Raw genomic sequence first — 18930 nt, forward strand, 5'->3', positions numbered from 1 at the left:
TTTTGTTTTTTTAATGACCGTGACCGCCTTCACCTTCGTTTAGAAGCATGGTGGTTCCTTTAATTATTAATTGTTTGTTGCTTAAGTTTCCATGATTTAAAATCTCTGTAAAATCTTCGGTTTCTTTGCCAATTTCGACTTTAATTCTACTAAATGTATAGTTTTCTGGAGTTTTTTGGTCTAACACTAAAACATAATATTCATCTCCAGATTGAATAACCGCTTCATGTGGCAAAGCCATACCTTTTACTTCGCTAATAGCAATTTGCGCTTCTACAAACATACCAACAATAAAGTTATCTTCCACATCATCAATATGGCCATGAACTTGAACGCGTCTGGTGTTTTCATTAATGGTAGTTCCAACTAAATGTACTTCTGCTGTGAAGGTTTTTTGAGAAGCTTCGGGAATTTTAAAACTTATTTTTTGACCTTTTTTAATTTTCATTATATCCTTTTCAAATACGGAAAGTTCCAAATGAATATGATCTATATCTACCAATTCCATGATGTCGTCGCTTGCGGAAACATAGGCGCCATTACTCACATTTACCTTGGTAACGTAACCATCTATTGGCGCATAGATATTAATGGTAGAGCTCATATTTCCAGCTAAAACTGACTTCGGATTAATATTCAGCATTTGCAGTTTTTTCTCCAACCCTTTGTAAAAAGCCAAATTACTTTTATAGGTGCTTTCTGCTTTTAAATAATTTTTTTCAGAGGTTATTTTTTCATCAAAAAGTGTTTTTTGACGCGTGTATTCATTTTTTAAATAACTTAATTGTTCTGCAACTTCCAAATATTGCTGCTGAATTTCTATAAATTCCGTGTTTTCCAGTGTAACTAATAATTGACCTTTTTTAACTTGATCTCCAATTAGCAATGGCGTTTTGGTAATATATCCAGCCATATACGTGCTTACACGAGATTTGTTATGAGGCGGAACATCTATCATCCCGTTTACAATTACAGTTTCATTAAAACTATGTTCAGATAGGCTTCCTAAAACCATACCTTCACTTTCAAATTGTGCCGTAGATAAAGTAAGTTCATCGCTGTGTGTTTCGGATTCGGTGACTTCTGTGGTATCACTTTCGCTATTGCCACAAGACATGAAAAGTGATAAAAATATAAGTATATATAATGATTTCATAATGTGAATGATTATAAAGTTAAATAATTTAATGTAATAATTGTCTGGTTGTAATCGTTTAATTGGCTTAAATATTCCAGTTCCATATCTTTTGCCATTTCAATACTTTGCACATATTGAAAGAAATCTATTTCGCCTTCCTGATAAGACCGATTAGCTGTTTTTAAAATTTCTTCCTGAAGGCTTTTGCCTTGTGTTTCATAATAAGAAATAGCCTCCTGATGTTGCTCTAATTGCGCTAAAAGACTCTGATGTTCACCCTTCAATTTAGTTTTGTAATCGGATTGTTGCATAATTACCACATCTTCTGCAATTTTTGACGCTTTAATGCGTGATGCATTTCCAGAGAAAAATAAGGGAATTTTTAAACCAATTTGATAACCTTGAATATTGGAATTCAACGTGCTATTGGTCCCGACAAAATACTCTGCTGAAATATCTGGTAACAACGCCTGTTTTTCTTTGTTTTTTAAAGCTTGATAGTAATTTTTAGATTCTTCAAAATACAATAGACCCGGATTTTCTTCGGAAACCGTTAATCCTGTTAACGTCAATTTTTCGAGTTGCTCATTAGTTGTTTCCAAGGAATCCATTTGAACAATTTTTTTTAATTGTTCTTTTTGAACAAGCACTTCCTGTTGAGCTTGTAAAAAACGCATTTCCATTTGTTTTTCTTTAGACTTGGCCGTAATCATTTCCAGATAATTGCTTTCACCTAATTCAAAGCGTCTTTTGGCATTTTCGGCAAATTTGGAATATAAGCTATCTAAATACTGATAGGTTTTAGCTTTGTTTTTAGCGTAACTTAATCCGTAATAATTTGAATACACATCACGTTTGAGTTGTAAAATTTGAATCGTATTTTCCGATGCTTTTAATTTATAAGCAGCTTGATTCAAACGCTTTTCTGCAAAATAACGGGTGGGAAACATAAAGTCTTGCGACACGCCATATATTTCCAATGGCTCGTTATTTATGGCTAAATTGCTTTGATCATAAGCGTAAAAAATATGGGTCTTATCGAAAGTGAAAGCACTTTGAATTCTGGTGTTAACTTCATTAAGTTGCAAACCAGACGCTTTTAATTGCGAATTATTTTTTAATGCTAATTGAAAGGTTTCATCAACATTTATCGGGTTTTGTTGTGAAAACCCGGACCAAGAAATCAATAGGATTACCAAGGTGGTTATATGATTTTTCTTCATTTTTAATGTTTTTCTTTCTTCAAACCAAGCGTATAACACGGGAAGCACTACAAGTGTTAAAATAGTTGCCGTTACCAAACCACCAATTACTACAGTTGCCAATGGTCTTTGAACCTCGGCACCCGCATTTGTTGAAATAGCCATAGGTAAAAATCCGAGCGCTGCTGCTGAAGCTGTTAATAAAACAGGGCGCAACCGTTCCGTCGTACCGCGTTTAATTCGCGTTTCGATGTCTATTATACCTTGAGATTTTAGTTCTTTAAAATGTTCAATAAGAACGATACCATTTAATACGGCAATACCAAATAAGGCAATGAAGCCAACACCTGCTGAAATACTAAAAGGTAAATCGCGCATCCATAATAATAGAACACCACCAACAGCGGCAAGCGGAATTGCTGAATACACCATTAAGGCATCTTTCACAGAATTAAAAGCAAAGTAGAGTAGGAAAAAAATAAGTACAAGCGCTACCGGAACGGCAATTAGTAAACGATCTTTAGCGCTTTGTAAATTTTCAAATTGACCGCCATAGGTTATACTGTAACCAACTGGCAATTTTATATCTGCCTTAATGCGTTGTTGAATATCAGTTACCACAGACTGTAAATCTCTATCTCTAACATTTACACCAATAACAATGCGGCGTTTCGTGTCATCTCTTGAAATTTGTGCGGGACCCGTTGTATAGGTTATATCGGCTAATTCGCTTAAAGGAATTTTTTCGCCATTGGGTAAATCCACATACAGATTCTGCAAATCGGTAATATTTTTTCTGTTTTTTTCATCGAGACGAATGGCTAAATCGAAGCGTTTTTCACCTTCAAAAACTTGACCAACCACATCACCAGCAAATCCCATCGTCACCACACGGTTTAAATCGGAAATATTGATGCCGTAGCGTGCAATTTTATTTCGATCATAATCCACACTCATTTGCGGAAGTCCTTCTACTTTTTCAACAATAATATCTGAAGCACCTTTAATGTTGGCGATACTGTTTTTTATTTCTTCACCTTTAGATGCCAAAACAGATAAATCATCACCAAAAATTTTGATGGCTACATCTGCACGAACACCAGTAATTAGTTCATTGAAACGCATTTCAATAGGTTGGGTAAATTCAATTTCCAAATTTGGGATTATAGCTAATGCTTCTTTAAATTTTTCAGCCAATTCATTTTTAGAACTTGCAGAAACCCATGTTTTTATTGGGTGCAGTTTAATGATGACATCACTTTCTTCCATAGACATCGGATCCGTTGGGACTTCAGCGGCGCCAATACGACTGACAACTTGATCTACTTCTGGGAAATTTTCAAGAAGTATACTTTCAATTTTAGTAGTTATCTCTATCGTTTTTCCAAGAGACGTACCCGTTTTTAAAACCGGTTGGATAACAAAATCACCTTCATCTAAAGTCGGTACAAATTCGCCACCCATACTATTAAAAATAACAGCACTGAAAACCAAAAGCGCCACAGCTAAACCAATAACCAAACGTTTGCTATGCAAAGCCCAATTAATCACAGGTTCATACCAAGCCGTTAAGCGTTTCATTAATCTAACGGAAATATTTTTAGGCGATTGGCTGGAAGGTTTCAAAAACATGGCTGAAACAACAGGCACATACGTTAAACAAAGAATCATGGCGCCAATTAATGCAAAGCTGAACGTCATGGCCATTGGTTTAAACATTTTGCCCTCAATGCCACTTAAGGATAGAATTGGAATAAAAACAATTAAAATAATAAGCTGGCCAAAAATAGCCGAATTCATCATTTTTGAAGCACTTTTCAACGTAATACTATCAATGGCTTCTTTGGATACGGTTTTTAATTTGGCACTTTGGGCTGTTATTTGAAAGGCTATAAATTCCACGATAATTACCGCACCGTCAATGATAATTCCAAAATCAATAGCACCTAAACTCATTAAATTGGCATCTACACCAAAAACATTCATTAATGAAATGGCGAATAGTAAACTCAAGGGAATAACCGATGCTACCACCAATCCAGAACGCCAATTTCCGAGTAATAAAACCACCACAAAAATTACAATTAACGATCCTAAGATGAGATTTTCGGCAACAGTAAAAGTTGTTTTGTCAATCAGTTCACTTCGTTCTAGAAATCCATTTATGTAAACGCCTTCTGGTAATGTTTTGTCAATGCTTGCAACACGTTCTTTTACGGCATCAATAATTTTTTTAGAATTTCCGCCTTTCAGCATCATAATTTGACCCAGCACTTTTTCGCCTTCACCGTTTCCAGTAATAGCGCCAAAACGTGTAGCATGACCAAAACCAACAGTGGCCACGTCTTTTATGTAAATTGGTGTACCATCATTTTTAACAACGATGTTTTCAATGTCTTTCAAGGAGGTAACCAAACCTTCACCACGAATAAAATAGGCTTTATTGGTTTTTTCAATATACCCGCCACCAGCAACGCTATTGTTTTTTTCGAGTGCTTCGTAAATAGATGAAATTGAAATTTGCATGGCTGACAATTTCTGTGGATTAATAGCCACTTCATATTGTTTTAAATAACCGCCCCAGGTATTTACTTCAACTACGCCTGGAATTCCAGATAATTGACGCTTAACGATCCAATCTTGAATGGTTCGTAAATCGGTAATAGTATATTGATCAATAAATTCTGGTTTAACATCCAGAATGTATTGATAAATTTCACCTAAACCTGTTGTTATGGGACCCATTTCGGGTGAGCCAAAACCTTCAGGAATTTTCTCGGAAGCTGATTTTATTTTTTCAGCAATAAGCTGTCGTGGTAAATAGGTTCCTAAATCATCATCAAAAACGATGGTAACCACAGAAAGTCCGAATTTTGAAACCGAACGAATTTCTTGAACGCCGGGTAAATTCGCCATTTCCAATTCCACCGGATAGGTAATAAATTGCTCTACATCTTGGGTGGCCAAATTTCGAGATGTTGTTATAACTTGTACTTGGTTGTTGGTAATATCTGGAACGGCTCCAATAGATATTTGAGTTAAGGAAATCACGCCAAAACCAACAATGGCAGCTGCGCCCAATAGAATAATTAGCTTATTCTTTAAGCTGAATTTTATGATATTTTCTAACATAATTCATTTTAAATAAAGATTACTAGCTATGCAAAAGCTGCAGAACTAGGTATTAATAAAGATAAATTTGAATTACGCGTGTTGGGGTGGTTGAAAAACGGATTGCTTTTCAAATAAGGAGATAGAATCTTGATAGTAGAAATTAACTGGAATTTCTATAAAAGATTGATAAGAAATGTGATAATCTTGAGCTGCTAGTGTAAAAACTGTAGCGCCGTGAGCGCAGGTTTGATGATGTTCCTTAAAGGGTAAATCCTCATGTTCAGTATGCTCACTAGAAGGATGAAAAGTAGCATCACCATAATGTTCGGCTATAAATTCAAAAAATGAATCGCCATATTGTTCTTGGTGATATTCGGCATGATCTAAAAGCACACCAAAGCGTGAAAAATCTTCAAAGGTTATATTAAAACTTTGAAATAGAATCAAGAAAGAGAATGCTATGGATACTGATTTTGGCATACTATACAAAAGTACACATTTTTTTGAGCTTTAATGTAACTTGTGTTACCAAGTCTAAAAATAAGCTTTTAATTGGACGTTTCCCGTGTGAATAACTTTGCTCGTTTCACTTTTTCTGCCGTAATAGGTTAAATTTAAATCTAGAAAGCTGGTCAGTTTTTTTTGTGCCAAAACACTCCAAGTAAAGTTTTTTCCGGGTTGCAAACCTTCCATCATTTGGTAAGCTACAGCTGTATTGGCGCTTCCCGCAAAATCGTTATTAAAATAATTAAATTCACCACTAATAGCAGCTTGTTGAAAGTTGGCAAATGTAAAGGCAGCGCCATATTTTTGTTGTTTTAAGGTTTCAAAATTGCTGATGGTATTTTCTTTGCTCGTGAATTGATAAAAGACATCAAAGCGGGTATTGTCATTTAATAAATAAGAAATTTTTGGGTTGATATTGGCTTCATCTATATCGAAATTTTTACTCGAATAATTTTCACTAACACTGATGTTATTATTGAAACTCGATTCTAAATTAGCTAACCAACTTGTTGCAAATTTATGGGTGAATTGTAACTTATGACTTTGCAGGTTATTCTCAATAAAACCAAAAGACAAGGTGTTTTGCGATTTATTACTTAAAAACGTGTATGACGTTGTATAATGCTGTTTCCCACGATTAAAAAAAAGGACATTTCTAAAGTTGAGTTGTAAAGCTAATTGGTCTGCTTCATTGCCTTGAAAAGGGTTTAAATTGAAATTATTTCCCGAACGTTTTTCCTTTCTGTCCACTAAATAAGAGGTTTGATTATTAAAACGCGCTAGTACTTTTTTAAATCCTGCATCACTATTAATCCATTGCTGTGGATTAAGCGTTAGTATCTGACTCAATCGGTTTTGATGCGTTTTTATAAAAACTTGATTGGGTAAAAGCACCCGAATATAATCGGCTTGATCCTGGAATTGCGAAATTTCAAACTCTTCCAACTCTTGAATACCATTGCTATTATAATCAATCCAGGTGTAAACGCCTTGTCCTGATTCTACTTCTACATAGGTAAATTCTTGTTGCGGTAAGGTTCCAGAATTGGTTTCGAAAATGGTATTCCAAAAGATAAGTTGTTCAAAAAAACGTTGACTAAAAATGATTCGCGAATTAAGAGAATTTTCATCATTGACTTCTTTTTCGGCATCTTTTAAAGTCCGGTAATTGGCATAAATAGATAAATTGGTTTTTGAGTTTTGAATAATTCGCGAATCTATATAAAAGGTATTGGACGTATTTACTTTTTGTAAGTTTCCATTTCTAACACTATCATTCACGCGATATTTATAACCTATTTCGGCAAAAACTTTGGTGCTGTCTCCAATTCCCGAAAACACTTCATACGATTTAAAGCGCTGGCTTAATAAAGTATAATCATTTGTTATTTTATCTTTTTGTTCATTATCTTCCAAAGCTAATCGGGTTCCAACCCATGCTTTATTTAAACTGTAGGTAACTCGGTTATAAGATCGTAGAAATTGAGAAGTAGAACTAATGGAGTTTGCGGTTAAATAACTGGAGCTGGATAAAATTTGCCACTTATTTAAATGTAAATCGGCAAAAGTTATATGTCTATTTCCATTGAAGTTTTCAGAGTAATTAAGATGTTCAAATTGATAACTGGCCAAGCCTTTTTTGGCGTGAAATGTGCGTAAACCGGTTTTTACAAATAGCTGATTTCCCAATTGTGGAACAGCGGTTTGATTTCCAATTATAGGTTGCTCTAAATTCCAATCTCTAGTAAATTCAGCGTTATAAATACGTTGCACCGAACGAAAATTCTCCTGAATAAAATCCGTATCCACCATGGCGCTTAAATTCCATAGACTGTCTTTTTTTATGATGGCTTGATCTACAATTACTTTCCCGGCAAAACCGTCATTGTTTTCATTGTCTATATTCGAAAATAAGTTGAGGTCATTTTTACTCCCGGCCACTTCAAAAGCTACATTTGTTTTTTCAGTTGGCGTATAACGACCGTTTACAATGGCCATTTGTAATTTAGTTGGCGCGATTAATTGAATTATAGGTTCGTAATTACCTTGAGGTATTCCCGCTATAGGTTCTACGTATTTGAATATGGTTGAAATAGCATTAATTTGCTCGCCATTAAATTCATCATTAATACTATAATTTCCTTGATTGGTACCAACCAGGGTAAAACGAACGCTAAACAATTCATCATTCGGGTTATTAGAAAACACAAAAGCTTCCACACCACTTATTATGTCTTTTCTATATAGAATTCTGTTTTCATTATAAGCTTCTGGCGTACTGGACGGTGCCACCATTAAACTTCTATCATCACCAGCATTAGCCAAAATTTGAACTTGATCTTCGGAAAGGTTTTGCTGCAGCGGACTATTTTTTGAATCGTTTTCACTATAAATAGAAATGCCGAGTTTTAATTTTTCACTGTCATAATTTCCGCCGCCAAAAACCACTAATCGTGAATAATTACGTTCGCTGTATTGATAATCTACCGTAATGCGCATTTCTGAAGTAATAGGAAATGTGGGGTTGAACACAATTTCACCTGCATTATAATTAATAATATAATCTTTGTTTTCACCGCGTTCCAAAGCAATCCCATTTACATAAACGGTTTCACTGCCAGAAACAATAAGTACGTACAATTCCGCATTGGGACCTTTTAATTTATAAGGTCCTTGATTACCTTCTTGAGCAGTAAACTGACTGGTTGTAAATTGCCCACGCACCAAAGCGCCAGTGGCAAAAAGATTGGTAGTAGATTCCTCGTGATTTAATTTGGCATTCATGGATAAACCTTGAACCCGTTTACTAAAATTCCCAAAATAGGAGGTGGTATTTTCCAAATCCACATCACCAGCACGAATTTTCCAATTATCGCTAAATAATTCAATAAAAACTTGATCAAATTCATCTAAACGCTGCGAATATCCTGCTTCTTGCAAAGGCACATTCGCATCTTGAATGGACGCGCGAAGTGAAACAGTTTCACTTAATTTCCCGGTTATTTGCAAATCCAATTCGCTATTTAAAACCGAATTTTGATTATTTCCAATTACCACACCACGAGAAATACTTCCCGTTGTGGTTAAACCATCAAAAGGTTTGAAATTTGATTTTTCACTAGGTTGTGATAATTTATATAGCTGCTGCTGCTTATCGGTATTGGCAAGAATAATTTTTTCGTCAAGTTGCTTATACGTTTTCGTTAAAAATTCAGGATAGGCTAAATAGTTAATAACTACAGAATCGGCTTCAATGGGTTTTTTCAACCTTAAAATGGATTTAGCAAAATTCACTTCATAATAAGATTCATCAATAAAAGTAGCATCTAGGTTTTTAAGCGAAAAGAAACGGGAATTAATACTAACACTATCAATAATAATAGAATCGGAAACGGCAACCCTTTTTGATTTATAATTAGAATCTGACTCTTGCGCAAATGCACAAAAACAGATAAAAAATACGAAACAAGTAAAGCAGTACTTCATGTAGTTCTAAAACTGTGTAATTGAGAATTTATTTTGTTAATAGATTTTGTTAAAAGGACATTAAATTAGTAGCGTAAAAGTAACGCATTATTTAATTTAGCTAAAATTATTTCGGTAAGCCCTAAAAAGTATCGATTAACGCGTTTTCTAGCGCAGAAAAAAAACTTCATGAAAATTATTTCTTATAACGTAAATGGTATTCGTGCCGCACTAAATAAAGGATTTATTGATTGGCTTATCGCTGCAGATCCAGATGTTATTTGTCTGCAGGAAATTAAAGCCATGAAAGAACAATTAAATTTGGAGCTTTTTGAAGAGGCTGGCTATAAATATAACTATTGGTATTCCGCACAGAAAAAAGGATATAGTGGCGTAGCTATTTTAAGTAAAACCGAACCTTTGCATGTGGAATATGGAACGGGAATAGAATCTATGGATTTTGAAGGGCGAAATATTCGCGCTGATTTTCCGGGCGTTTCGGTAATGAGTTTATACTTGCCATCGGGAACTAATGATGCGCGTTTGCAGCATAAGTTTGATTTTATGGATATGTTTCATGATTATATTGATAGGTTACGTGCTGAAATTCCAAACTTGGTTATTTGTGGCGATTATAATATTTGTCATGAAGAAATAGATATTCACAATCCTAAAATGAAAGGTGTTTCCGGTTTTTTACCTGAAGAACGCCAATGGCTAGGTATGTTTATTGAAGCTGGTTTTATAGATTCTTTCCGTTATTTACATCCTGAAAAACAAGTATTTAGTTGGTGGAGTTACCGTGCCAATTCTAGAGCAAATAATAAAGGTTGGCGTTTAGATTATGCTATGGTTTCAAAACCATTGCAAGAAAAGATACAAAGAGCCGTTATACTTACGGACGCAGTTCATAGTGATCATTGTCCGATATTATTAGAAATAGAGAATTAATCCCCAAATAAAAAAAATCATATAAATGAAACACTATATAATTGCATCGGTATTATTGTTAGCGCTCACTTCAGCTTGCGTGTCGCCAAAAGTGTATAAAGATTTAGAAAGTAAATACAATACGCTGAAACAACAAAACAGCGAACTATCTTCCGAAAATGACGACTTAACATCAGCCAAAAACAAAGCTTTGAATGAATTGGAGGCTTTACAGGATGCCTATGATAAAACACTTGCTGAACGCAATAAACTGCAACAAGATTACGATGGATTGGCATCTAAATTAGAGGTATTAAAATCGTCATACAACGCTCTTGAGTCTAACAGTTCAGCTGAAATAGCTAAAAATTCTAATAAAAACCGTGAACTATTAGCACGATTAGAAGCTAAAGAACAAGCGCTTGCCGCTGAAAATGCACGATTAGAAAAGCTGAAGAAAGAACTCGAGGAACGTTCCAATCGTGTTGCAGAATTAGAAAGTATGATTGCTGCTAAAGATGCAGATATGAGACGCTTAAAAGATGCTATTTCCAGCGCGCTAACGGATTTTGAAGGTAAAGGTTTAACTGTAGAGCAACGCAACGGAAAAGTATATGTTTCTATGGAAAATAAATTACTTTTTCAATCGGGTAGTTGGGCTGTCGGAACCCAAGGGAAGCAAGCGGTTAACCAATTAGGAGCTGTATTAGCTGTAAATCCTGAAATCGCTATTTTAATTGAAGGTCATACTGATAAAGTACCTTATGCTGGAAGTGGTCAAATTAGTGGAAACTGGGATTTATCCACCAAACGTTCTACGGCAATTGTTAATATTCTTCGTGAAAACGCCGCTATCAAGCCTGAAAATTTAACGGCTGCAGGACGTGGTGAATTTGCGCCAGTTGCTACAAATGAATCAGCAGAAGGAAAAGCTAAAAACAGACGTATTGAAGTTATTTTAACGCCTAAATTAGATGAAATTTCAAAACTTTTAAATGATATTTAACTGATTATCTTTTGATTACTTTATTTTTGAAAATAGACTTTAAATAGTTCGCTAATTATGAAATACACCATATTACCACAAACTGATATTAAAGTGAGTAAACATTGTTTAGGCACCATGACTTGGGGTAATCAAAATACGGAATCGGAAGGGCATGAACAAATGGATTACGCCTTGGATCAAGGCATTAATTTTTTTGATACAGCCGAATTATATCCTGTTCCTGCCGAAGAAAAAACCTATGCTGAAACAGAACGGATTATTGGAAATTGGTTTCAAAAAACAGGTAATCGGGATAAAGTCATTTTGGCATCAAAAATTGCCGGCCCAGGGGACTATACCGCCCATATTAGAACTAATGGGTTCAGTCCAGCCGCATTAGTGGATGGCGTCAATCAAAGTTTAAAACGTCTTCAAACAGACTATATTGATTTATACCAATTACATTGGCCAGAACGCCAAACTAACACCTTTGGTATTCGAGATTATAAGCAACATTTAGATGATAAATGGGAAGATAATTTTCAAGAGATACTTCATACATTTCAGAGCCTTATTAAATCGGGTAAAATAAGACACATTGGTATTTCCAATGAAAAAGCTTGGGGAACCATGCGCTTTTTGGAAGAATCTAGAGCGCATAATTTACCTCGTATAAGCACTATTCAAAATGCTTACTCCTTATTAAACCGCGTATTTGAAGGTGATATGGCGGAAATAGCCATTCGCGAAAATATAGGTTTATTGGCCTATTCACCAATGGCATTTGGCGTGCTTTCAGGAAAATACTTAAAAAAACTAGATGCCAAAAATTCCCGATTAAACCTCTTTTCAAGATTTTCACGTTATAGTAATGATCAAGCTACAGAAGCTACAAAACTGTATTTGAAAATAGCAGAGGAAAACAACGTTAGTTTAGCACAATTATCTTTAGCGTTTGTAACGCAGCAGCCATTTGTTACAAGTACCATTATTGGAGCAACCAACTTGGAACAGCTTAAAGAAAACATTTCAAGTATCAATTTGGAAATAAATGACGCTTTATTAGATTCATTGAATAACGTGCATCAAGTTTTCCCGAATCCTGCGCCTTAAAATCTAAATTTCCCCAAAATCCACAAAAAGGATAGGCCTTTCATCGAATCTTTTTTCAATTCATCGATAAAATAAGTATTTAATCTATTAAGCTTATGTTAAATGTTTCTTAACATAGTTTTTTTATAGTTTTAGGGATTAATTAAATAGTATTCAACTTTTAAAACATGGTTTTTGGACATTCTGTTCAGGTTTCTTTTAAGAAAATTAACCATTTTTAATCATTATGTTGATAGTCGGTATTAACTAACTTAGATTTAAACAATGAAAAAAATTACCCTTTCAATTCTTTTTGGAATTATATCCTTTTTGGGATTTTCCCAAATTGGATTAGTTGAAAACTTCGACGCGGGCTTAACTTTACCTCCAGGATGGACTGGAAATGGTTATTCAGGATCCGTATTCCAACCTTGTAGCGTTGTTTCGTTAAGAGCCAATTTAAGTAATTCCAATATGTCGGATGATTTGATTTCGCCAAATATTGTTGGCCAATCAAACGGAACAGATTTGACGGTTACTTTCGATTATAAAATTGTTGACTGGTCGGCAGCTGTAGATCCTACAGGTCCGGGTTGGGGAGAACTCAATGTGCAATATTCTACAAATAATGGTGCTACTTGGGTATCTATGGGTGCGGTTAATGATATTAATCATCAAGCATCTAATACCTGTGCAACCATGAGTTTCGTGGTGCCTGCTGCAGATGTTCCCACTGCGTCTAACGTTAAGTTAAAGTTTGAAAACACCTATTACTCGGGTAATTACTATTTTTACATAGATAATGTAAGAGCATATCAAGTGGTTGTTGATCCACCTTCTTGTTCTCCAATTATAGCGCCACTAAATGGCGCAACAGGTGTTCCAATAACACAAAATTTAAGCTGGCAAGCAGCTACTGGAATCCCGCAAGGCTACACGCTTTCAGTGGGTACAACTTCAGGTGGAACTGAATTAGTTGATAATTTAGATGTAGGTCTTTCTACAACTTATGATTTGCCAAATTTAGATTATGCTACAACGTATTATGTAAACATTACGCCATACAATACTAATGGTCCGGCACTTGATTGTCCAGAGTTTTCATTTACTACAGGAGCAGATCCAAATGCACCAGTAGATTGTGGTTCAGGAGTTCCTATTAATACTATTTTCTGTTATGGCGCTAATGATAATACAACATTTAGTTTTGTAAGTAGCGATGGCTCGCCATTAGTGGTGGTTTTTAATTCGGGAAGCACCGAAAATAACTGGGATGAACTAATTGTTACAGATTCAGACGGAAGCAACCTTTATACGGGTTACGGAAATGCCGGTAATTTAGCGGGATTAATTTTTACATCAACAGGTGATACTATTACTATTGGTGTGACTTCAGATGGTTCAGGAAATAGCTGTACGGCTAATCCTTGGAATTTTGATGTGGCATGTGTAGATACTACAGCCATTCCAAATTGTAATTCTGTACTAACAACTCCAACAAATGGTGAAGTTGATGTGAGCGAAAATGTTGATTTAACATGGAGCGCAGCCACTATTTTTGTTACAGGTTATACCGTAAATATGGGTACTACACCTGGTGGAACAGATATTGCAAATGGTATAGATGTTGGCAACGTGAGAACATTGGATCCAGGTACACTAATCTATGATCAAACCTATTATGTAACAATCATTCCTTATAACGATAATGGTCCCGCGGAAAATTGTAACGAAGCTAGCTTTACAGTAAGATCCGATCCAAATCAAATCATTGATTGTGCAGCTAATCAAATATTAAATACCGTTTTCTGTTATGAAAATGGAAATAATGCCTTTCAAGAAATTTATAGTTTCCAAAGTTCAGATGGAAGTCCACTAAATATGTTCTTTAATTCTGGAACTATTGAAACGTGTTGTGACAATATTAGAATAGAAGATGGCAATGGAACTGTTCTTTATCAAGGTAATAATGGAGGTGATTTAGCTGGTTTATCTATTGTTTCTATTACAGATAGATTAGTCATGTTTTATGAAGCTGATGGCTCTTTAAGTTGTTCAAGCGGTAGTAGAACACCATGGGATTTTGATGTGTCCTGCGTTGATACAACGGTAGTTCCAAACTGTAACGCATTACTTACAGCTCCATTAAATGGCGCAGTTGGTGTAGATGAAGATCAGGATTTATTTTGGAGTGCAGCCTCTATTTTTGTTACGGGATACACCATAAATATGGGAATTACGCCAGGAGGAACAGATGTTTTGGATGGTGTGGATGTTGGAAATGTTTTAACTTACGAACCTGGCACACTAACATATGAGACAACTTACTACGTTACTATCATACCTTATAATGATAACGGTCCAGCAATAGGTTGTACAGAAGAAAGCTTTACCGTTAAAAATGATCCTTTTCAAATTGTTGATTGTGATACAAATCAAATAATTAATACCGTTTTTTGTTATGAAAATGGAAACAATACATTTATAGAATTATATAGTTTCCAAAGCTCTAATGGAAATCCATTAAATATGTTCTTTAATTCTGGAACTCTTGAATCTTGTTGTGATAACATTAGAATAGAAGAGGCAGATGGGACTATCATTTTTGAAGGAAATAACGGCGGCGATTTAGCCGGATTATCAATTAACTCCACAGGAGATTCATTAGTTATGTTTTATGAATCCGATGGATCAATAAGTTGTGAAAGTGGTTCTAGAACACCATGGAACTTTGATGTATCCTGTATTGATACTACAGCAATACCTAATTGTAATGCCGTATTAACTACACCAGTAAACGGTTCTGTTGATATGAGTGAAAACGTGGATCTAACATGGAGCTCTGCTTCAGTATTAGTTACTGGCTACACACTTTATATGGGAACCACACCTGGAGGAACAGATGTATTAAATGGTGTTGACGTTGGAAACGTTTTAACTTACGACCCTGGAACTTTAGCTTACGGTACTACATTTTATGTAACTATTGTGCCTTATAATGATAACGGTGCAGCAACAGGATGTACAGAATATAATTTTACAACCAAAGCAGATCCAAATCAAATAGTTGATTGTAGTGGGGGAGCATTAAATACAACCTACTGTTACACAAATAACGATAACACACAATTTAACTTTGTAAGTTCAACAGGTTTCCCGTTAGTATTAGAGTTTAATGCAGGTCAGGTTGAAAATAACTGGGATGAATTAATTGTTTTAGATTCTAATGGTGCTGAATTATACAATGGTTACGGTAATAACGGAAACTTGGCAGGTTTAACATTTACTAGTTCTGGTTCAACTATTACAGTTATTATCCAATCAGATGGTGTTACAAGTTGTTCTAATAGTAACTATACACCTTGGGATTTTGATGTGTATTGCCAAACTTGTATGCCACAATCTGTAAGTTTTGACATTGTTAATGGAGACTGTACTACAGATCCAGATAACCCAGTTTTTAATGTTGAAGTGGATATTGCAGATCTTGGAGATGCAACAAGTTTAACAATTACAGATAACCAAGGAAGTGCACCAGTTGAAGTAAGTGTTGTTGGTCCAGTAATTTTAGGTCCTTATACTGCGAATTCAAATATTATAGTGACTGTTGCGAATACAAACGATCCTAACTGTATTGTTATAAGTAACCCGTTGGCATTCTTATGTCCACCACCACCAAACCCATGTTCTATTGTGTACGCTGGTGCGGATAATTCTGTAGATTGTATTACGCCTGATACAACGCTTTCAGGTAATTTCCATATTTACGGTCAAGACACAACAAGCTACTTGGTTAATTCAATTGATACGTGTCCAACACCTCCAGTAGATGGAGCAACACCTACAAGTGTGGATATTGATGATAGATGGTCTAGCGTTTTAGACCTTGGATTCGAATTTTGTTTTTACGGTGGAGTTTATGATAAAGTAATTATTGGTTCTAATGGGGTTGTAAGTTTTGAAACCCAACATGCCGGAACCTATAACGAATGGGATTTATTTCCTTTTAGTGGTGGGGTATCAACTCTACCTAACTCTACAAATACAACTATTACCGAAGCCAATATTTTTGGAGTTGGTCATGATATCGATCCTTCCGTTTGTGGAAGTATAGATTATGTAGTTCTTGGTTCTGCACCTTATAGACAATTTGTAGTTAACTTTAATGATGTTTGTCACTTTAGCTGTAACAGTTTAAGAACTACAAGTCAAATAATACTTCATGAGTCTTCAAACAATATTGATGTTCATGTATTAAGCAAGCCAACGTGTTCTAACTGGAATGACGGTCTTGCAGTTATTGGTATTCAAAGTGTGAATGACCAATTTGCAACTACACCTGTTGGACGCAATACAGGCGTTTGGAGTGTAGCGCCAGGTAGTCCTGAATCTTATAGATTTTCGCCTGCTGGAGCACCAAACTATGCTTTAGAATGGACAGATGATCAAGGTAACGTTATTGGAACAGATGATACGGTAACCGTATCACCAACCCAAACAACAGATTATACCTTCTCTGTAACTTATGATTTATGTACAGGTGGTCAAGCTACTGTTTCAGATGTAGTAAATGTTGAGTATATAAATACATCTACTTTCGATGGTTCATTTACCATGACAGTTGTGGATTGTGTAAACATAACAACAGTAATTGATGGAGATACTGGCGGTGTATTTGCTTTTAGTCCAGATCCTGCTGATGGCGCCATTATTGACCCGGTAACTGGAGATATTACAAATGCCATTGCTGGCACAGAGTATAGCGTTCAGTATACGGTTGGTTCAGGTACTTGTCCTGCCATTGTAACACAAGATATAACCATACCTGCAGCTGGAAATCCTTCTTTTAGCTTGATTGCTACTTGTGACGGCGCTACGGCTGACCTAACTGGAGATGCTGGTGGCGTATTTACGCTAAACCCAGTGCCAACTGATGGAGCAACAATAGATGCTACAACTGGTGAAATATCTAATGGAATAGGTGGAACATCCTATACAGTGGAATATTCAATTGATGGTACCTGTCCAATAACGGAGACGCAAACGGTAATTGTTTTAGCTGGAAGCGATGCTTCATTTACTATTACTGCAGACTGTAATGGTGCTGTTGCAACTATTACAGGAGATATTGGTGGTGTATTTACTTTAAATCCTTTACCAACAGATGGTGCTACTATTAATCCGGCAACGGGTGAAATAATTAATTTCGTTCAAGGTTCAACTTATACGGTAGAATATACCACGGTAGGTCCTTGTCCTGAAACTACCTCTGAAACTATAACTATTCCAAGTCAATCAGATGCAACATTTACAATGACAACGTCTTGTACAGGTGCAACTGCAACTATAACTGGAGATATGGGAGGTGTATTTACATTTAACCCTGTTCCCTCAGATGGAGCGGTTATAGATGCTGCTACTGGAGAAATCACCAATGGTGTTCCAGGAGCTACATACACAGTTGAATATACTGTTGGACCTTCTAATTGTGTAGGTGTAACTACAGTATCAATTACGTTACCAACTGTTGGTGATGCCTCGTTTACGTTGACAGCCAATTGCGACGGTGCAGTAGCAACCATAGATGGTGATACTGGTGGTGTTTTCACATTGAACCCAATTCCTACAGATGGTGCAACAATTGATGCTACAACTGGAGAAATTACAAATGGTGTCGGTGGAACTATGTATACTGTTGTTTATACAACTTCAGGAGTTTGTGCCGAATCAGATACACAAACAGTAACAGTACTTTCAGGAGGAAATGCTTCATTTACTATGACAGCAAATTGTGATGGTGCTTTAGCAACTATTACAGGAGACACTGGTGGCGCGTTTAGTTTCAATCCGGTTCCTGCAGATGGTGCAACAATAGACCCTATTACAGGTGAAGTTATGAACGTTGTTTCAGGAACGGCCTACACAGTTGAATACACAACGGTTGGCGTTTGCTCTAACACAACTGCCCAAACAGTTAATATTCCAGCAGAAGAAGATGCTTCATTTGATGTAGCAACCATTTCATGCTACGGAACTACAGTTACTATAACTGGAGATACTGGTGGAACATTTACTTTTAATCCTGTACCAACAGATGGCGCTACAATTAATCCTACTTCAGGAGTCGTTGCTAATGCTGTACCAAATACAACGTATACTATAGAATATAATACTTCAGGACCTTGTTCAGAAATGTCAAGTAAAACGTTTACAACTGACGAATGTATTCTTAAAATTATTCCAGAAGTAATTACCCCTAATGATGATGGTTATAACGACTCATTTGATTTAGATGGTTATGATGTGTCGAGTTTCGAAGTATTTAACCGCCATGGTGTAAAAGTATTTAGTAAAACAAATGGTTATACAAATGAGTTTAAAGGTATTGCCGACAATGGTGATGAATTGCCTGTAGGAACTTATTTCTATGTTATGAAATATCAAGGAGGTAAAGTGAGAACGGCATGGGTATATATCAACAAGTAAACGAAAAC

The 18930-nt window shown here is 35.7% G+C and carries 8 protein-coding genes; 4 read left to right on the forward strand and 4 right to left on the reverse strand.

Annotated elements, in window-relative coordinates:
- Window positions 1-10: 10 nt before the first annotated feature.
- The 4 genes from ES674_RS04055 to ES674_RS04070 form a co-directional block, all read right to left on the reverse strand.
- Complete coding sequence (locus ES674_RS04055; protein WP_148402694.1) at window positions 11-1156, reverse strand: efflux RND transporter periplasmic adaptor subunit; 1146 nt, start codon at window positions 1154-1156, stop codon at window positions 11-13.
- 11 nt (window positions 1157-1167) lie between these two features.
- On the reverse strand, window positions 1168-5472 hold the full coding sequence (locus ES674_RS04060) for a CusA/CzcA family heavy metal efflux RND transporter (protein ID WP_148402695.1): 4305 nt from the start codon (window positions 5470-5472) through the stop codon (window positions 1168-1170).
- Window positions 5473-5544: 72 nt separating this feature from the next.
- Window positions 5545-5934: a hypothetical protein gene (locus ES674_RS04065; protein WP_148402696.1), complete on the reverse strand. Its 390-nt coding sequence runs from the start codon at window positions 5932-5934 to the stop codon at window positions 5545-5547.
- Between the two features lie 54 nt (window positions 5935-5988).
- On the reverse strand, window positions 5989-9447 hold the full coding sequence (locus tag ES674_RS04070; RefSeq protein ID WP_148402697.1) for a hypothetical protein: 3459 nt from the start codon (window positions 9445-9447) through the stop codon (window positions 5989-5991).
- 168 nt (window positions 9448-9615) lie between these two features.
- Here ES674_RS04070 and ES674_RS04075 point away from each other — a divergent pair, with 168 nt between their 5' ends.
- The 4 genes from ES674_RS04075 to ES674_RS04090 all read left to right on the forward strand — a co-directional run bounded on the left by ES674_RS04075 (window position 9616) and on the right by ES674_RS04090 (window position 18922).
- Complete coding sequence (locus ES674_RS04075) at window positions 9616-10377, forward strand: exodeoxyribonuclease III (protein WP_148402698.1); 762 nt, start codon at window positions 9616-9618, stop codon at window positions 10375-10377.
- A gap of 25 nt (window positions 10378-10402) precedes the next feature.
- The gene (locus ES674_RS04080; RefSeq protein ID WP_148402699.1) at window positions 10403-11362 is read left to right on the forward strand and encodes an OmpA/MotB family protein; all 960 of its coding nucleotides are present in this window, start codon (window positions 10403-10405) and stop codon (window positions 11360-11362) included.
- A 57-nt stretch (window positions 11363-11419) separates the two neighbouring features.
- Window positions 11420-12457 carry an aldo/keto reductase gene (locus tag ES674_RS04085; RefSeq protein WP_148402700.1) on the forward strand — a complete coding sequence of 346 codons (1038 nt, stop codon included), beginning with the start codon at window positions 11420-11422 and terminating at the stop codon, window positions 12455-12457.
- 264 nt (window positions 12458-12721) lie between these two features.
- Window positions 12722-18922 (forward strand): T9SS type B sorting domain-containing protein, encoded by a 6201-nt coding sequence (locus ES674_RS04090; RefSeq protein WP_148402701.1) that lies wholly within the window; start codon window positions 12722-12724, stop codon window positions 18920-18922.
- Window positions 18923-18930: the final 8 nt, after the last annotated feature.

It is taken from the genome of Bizionia myxarmorum (assembly GCF_008086205.1).
GTDB classification, from domain to species: domain Bacteria; phylum Bacteroidota; class Bacteroidia; order Flavobacteriales; family Flavobacteriaceae; genus Algorimicrobium; species Algorimicrobium myxarmorum.

What these genes read in the sequence shown, in the direction of transcription:
- ES674_RS04055 (WP_148402694.1), bottom strand. Translation starts at nt 1,156, where the DNA reads ATGAAATCATTATATATACTTATATTTTTATCACTTTTCATGTCTTGT.
- ES674_RS04060 (WP_148402695.1), bottom strand. Translation starts at nt 5,472, where the DNA reads ATGTTAGAAAATATCATAAAATTCAGCTTAAAGAATAAGCTAATTATT.
- ES674_RS04065 (WP_148402696.1), bottom strand. Translation starts at nt 5,934, where the DNA reads ATGCCAAAATCAGTATCCATAGCATTCTCTTTCTTGATTCTATTTCAA.
- ES674_RS04070 (WP_148402697.1), bottom strand. Translation starts at nt 9,447, where the DNA reads ATGAAGTACTGCTTTACTTGTTTCGTATTTTTTATCTGTTTTTGTGCA.
- ES674_RS04075 (WP_148402698.1), top strand. Translation starts at nt 9,616, where the DNA reads ATGAAAATTATTTCTTATAACGTAAATGGTATTCGTGCCGCACTAAAT.
- ES674_RS04080 (WP_148402699.1), top strand. Translation starts at nt 10,403, where the DNA reads ATGAAACACTATATAATTGCATCGGTATTATTGTTAGCGCTCACTTCA.
- ES674_RS04085 (WP_148402700.1), top strand. Translation starts at nt 11,420, where the DNA reads ATGAAATACACCATATTACCACAAACTGATATTAAAGTGAGTAAACAT.
- ES674_RS04090 (WP_148402701.1), top strand. Translation starts at nt 12,722, where the DNA reads ATGAAAAAAATTACCCTTTCAATTCTTTTTGGAATTATATCCTTTTTG.